Origin of the sequence: Bacillus sp. 22475, from assembly GCF_052044835.1 — a bacterium.
Lineage (GTDB): Bacteria > Bacillota > Bacilli > Bacillales > Bacillaceae_G > Bacillus_A > Bacillus_A cereus.
Window position 1 is genome coordinate 1 of the sequence record NZ_JBQENW010000076.1, and the last position, 3618, is coordinate 3618.

Below are 3618 nucleotides of genomic sequence, written 5' to 3' on the forward strand. Positions count from 1 at the left end.
TCTTCTTTATTTTTAAAGTTTAATTGAAAAATTTCTTCTTGTTATTTTTGATGTAGTTAACGACAATTACAAAGTAAATAACAGCTATGAGATTAATTATGGTTAATGTTAGACCTGATGGACTAGACCACGGAAGTACAAAAAGCCAAAATACTACTAAAATTGAACTTAATACATATAACCATTTGAATGGATCTGTCATTCTTAATTCCCCCAATTTTCCTTCTTTGATGATTTTATCTTTCAAGCAATCATCTCCTTTAATTAATTCATCAATGCTAATGTTGAATAAATCACTTAATGTAATAAGTGTTTCGATATTTGGATAGCCTTTTTCAAGCTCCCATTTAGAAATCGATTGTCTGCTTATGTTTAATTTAAGCGCTAATTCCTCTTGTGATAAGTTGTGTTTTAAGCGTTCTTCTTTTAGTTTTTTATAAAACTCCATGATTTCAACTCCTATAATTCTATTTTTATTACAGCTTATAAAAATTGGTAAGAATCGCAAAGTAGAATGATGTAACTTAAGAGTAGCAAAGGTGTGGAACAGGTGGTTGCATGTGTTGGTCAATCAAAACGGACCTAGCGAAGCGAAGGGAGTATTTGACTTGACCAACTGGACTACACCCGAACCCTCTTGGCATTGAACAAACTATTGTTTGTTCCTGCCAACCGGCGAGGGAGCCCCTCAAGGAGTGAGGGGTTGGGGAGTTCGAATGATGGGGTCTGGGGAAGAGTTCCCCAGTGGGTTTGGGCAACGCCCAAGGTTTTGTTTTTGCCACGTGGAATGTGGCTCGGCAAAGCCGAAGAGCGTCGCAGACCCCTATCGATTTTGATGCGAAAGCGTCAAAATACGTATAGGGTTACTTTAATTGACATCATTTCGTCGCTTTGCTAGACTGATGGTATCAATTAATCTAGGGGAAGTGGTGGCACTTTATGTTGGGTTCTATCTCATTTAATCAATCTCATCAAAGTTCATTAAGCCATAATAACAGAGAAAATATTTATGGGAATCCTGGCATTGATCCAGCTAGGTTACATGAGAATATTTATTTTGTTCAAAAGGACATCCGAAGTGTATACAAGGATGTTTTTCAAGAAGCCGTGGACAAGTATAACAAGAAACAAAAACGGAATGACCGTAAAATTGATGACTATTATAACAAAGTACATAAAGATGATAAGACACATGAGCAACGAGAACTCGTTGTAGCGATTGGGGAAGGCAAAGACGATCCAAAGTATAGGGGAGCTAAAAAGGAAGCATTGAAGCGCTATGCTGAGGCTTTTCAAGAGAGAAATCCAAACCTAGCGGTTTATAACATGGTTTTACATGATGATGAAGCAAATCCGCATTTACATATTAACTATGTACCAAATTTCGAAAGTAGTCGAGGGTTAACGAGGCGTGTCGGAATGGATAGAGCCTTGCAACAACAAGGTGTCGAAGGAACGGGAAGAAAGTTAATTGCGCATTGGAGAGAAACAGAAACGGCTTATATCGAGCAATTGGCTAAAGAATATATTCCGAATTTTGAACGTGCTAATGTAGGTTCACATAAGTATATGAAAGTTCGTCAATACAAGGAGTATGCAGAAGCAAAATCAACTATTGAAAACCAAGTAGAAGAAAAAGAAACACAGTTACAAACGATTGACGATTATTTAAAAAATGTTGAAGAGAAAACAAACGAATTAGAAGTGACGAAAACGAGTTTGGAAAGTGATGTCGTTGATACGTACAAAGAATTAGAGATAGTAAAGCAACAAGTAGAGAGTGAAAATGAAAAGCTGCAGTTAATTGGCCAGCGTCATATAGAGTTAGAAAAAAGAGTAGAACAAATGCAAAAAGAATTAGATAGTGCTACAGATCAAGTGCCAAATGAACCTGTTAAAATTCCATTCTTACGTAAAGAAGAAGTAGTAGAAGTACAGGATAAAATGTTTGGAAAAGCTGAGATCAAGAAGAAACAGACAAGAAATTATGTGTTATCACCAGAACAATATCAAGAAGTAACAAAGCAAGTAAATGCAGCTGTCATTATTAAAAAAGATTATGAGCGTTTGAGAGAAACAGATTTTGTTAAAGAGAATGAAAGTTTAAAAGTGCATGCAGAGGGCTGGATGAAAGAAAATCGAACGTTGAAACAAGAAAAAAGTAAGTTGGAAAAAGAAGTTGGTGTATTAAATAGAGAAATAAGCTCATTAAAAGCCCATATAAAGGGTTTGCAGACGAATATAAGAGTTTTGTATGTACAAACGAAAAAAGTTTTTAAAGAGCAATTTAAGGCGTTTAGAGAGATTATTAAAAATGAATTGGATAGTAAGGGAATAGATAATCAATTTGAACGTGAGCATAAAAAAGAAATGAATAAACATCGTGGATTGGATATGGAGCGATAAAATAGTAAGGAAACTTTGTTTTTATCTTTAAGGTTATTGAAAACGTGATAGAATGAAAAAAAGAGCCATGCTGGAACATGACTCTTTTTATAGGGTATTCTACTAAAATACCTAGACTTCATTTATCTGATTATAGATTATCATAATTTGTTTTATAATCAAATAGCAAAAAATAGGTGTTTTTGTTGATTCCCTCAATTTAGAGGAGGATTTAACAATGAATGAAGAATTGGGACAAGCTTTAAATCAAGCTGATAGAAATGCTAGAAAAAGAGATTTTGAGAAAGATGGAAAACAAAGAGATCAAGCTGAAGAACTAAAAAAATCTCTTTTACAACAGTTAAAAGAATTAACTGGAGAAGATCATTATGTTGGAACTAATAAAGATCCATTTGCTGGAGAGCCATTTAATCAAGTAATGCACAGAAATTTAGACTTGTTGAATAGTATTGGTTATTTAACTCAAGCAGAGGAAAGTTTTTTATTTAGAATTCAAGCTTATTTGGAATTTAGAAGTAATGTTATTATTTGTAGAGATGATAAGTTTAAAAGGAAACGAAAGAGTGCTGAGGAAGATTTTGAGTTACCAAAAGCAGCAACTGTTTCTGAAATTGCTGAAATGATAGGGAAATCAAGAGAAAAAACTTCTTTGGTTATGAATTCATTAAAGAAAAAAGAAATTTTACTTAATCCAGAAGGTGCTGGACAAATTATTGAAAATGGTCGGACTGTAAGTCCTAGAACATGGGTAGTAAATCCTTACATAATGATTTGTGCACCTCGAAAAAATGAAGTAAAACTCGATAAATTAACGATGAGGTTGTTTCAATATTCTTTGAAAAATCTCAAAGATCAAAATGGTAAAAAAGTAAAATTACCAGCTAGATTTTTTTAGACTGTATCAATTTGATATAGTCTTTTTTATATGTATTTTAAAGTGAGTTATCCATTTATTTACTAATTTATATTTTTTTAGGTGTGACGAAAACGTCACAAAAAGGCTTAAAAGTGTGACGAAAACGTCACACCCTAAAAAGTGTATTTAACCCAGTCATATCAAGGGATTCACACGTTTTTTGTAGATGTTCTCTATTATCACTATTATTAAAGGCTAAAAGTTCCGCAAGGAACAGGTAGTATTTTTGAGCAAATAACGCTCAAAAATCTCCACCTTCAGAAAAAGAAAAGTCGGTTCGTTAATTCTCACCTAAA

The 3618-nt window shown here is 33.6% G+C and carries 3 protein-coding genes; 2 read left to right on the forward strand and 1 reads right to left on the reverse strand.

What is annotated here, in order from left to right; translation table 11 throughout:
- Window positions 1-19: 19 nt before the first annotated feature.
- Window positions 20-448 carry a helix-turn-helix domain-containing protein gene (locus tag ACTJJY_RS31780; protein WP_440607430.1) on the reverse strand — a complete coding sequence of 143 codons (429 nt, stop codon included), beginning with the start codon at window positions 446-448 and terminating at the stop codon, window positions 20-22.
- Window positions 449-939: 491 nt separating this feature from the next.
- Here ACTJJY_RS31780 and ACTJJY_RS31785 point away from each other — a divergent pair, with 491 nt between their 5' ends.
- Complete coding sequence (locus ACTJJY_RS31785; RefSeq protein WP_440607431.1) at window positions 940-2406, forward strand: plasmid recombination protein; 1467 nt, start codon at window positions 940-942, stop codon at window positions 2404-2406.
- A gap of 217 nt (window positions 2407-2623) precedes the next feature.
- Window positions 2624-3301, forward strand: a complete 678-nt coding sequence (locus tag ACTJJY_RS31790; RefSeq protein WP_006097171.1) for a hypothetical protein — start codon at window positions 2624-2626, stop codon at window positions 3299-3301.
- The last annotated feature ends 317 nt before the right edge of the window (window positions 3302-3618 follow it).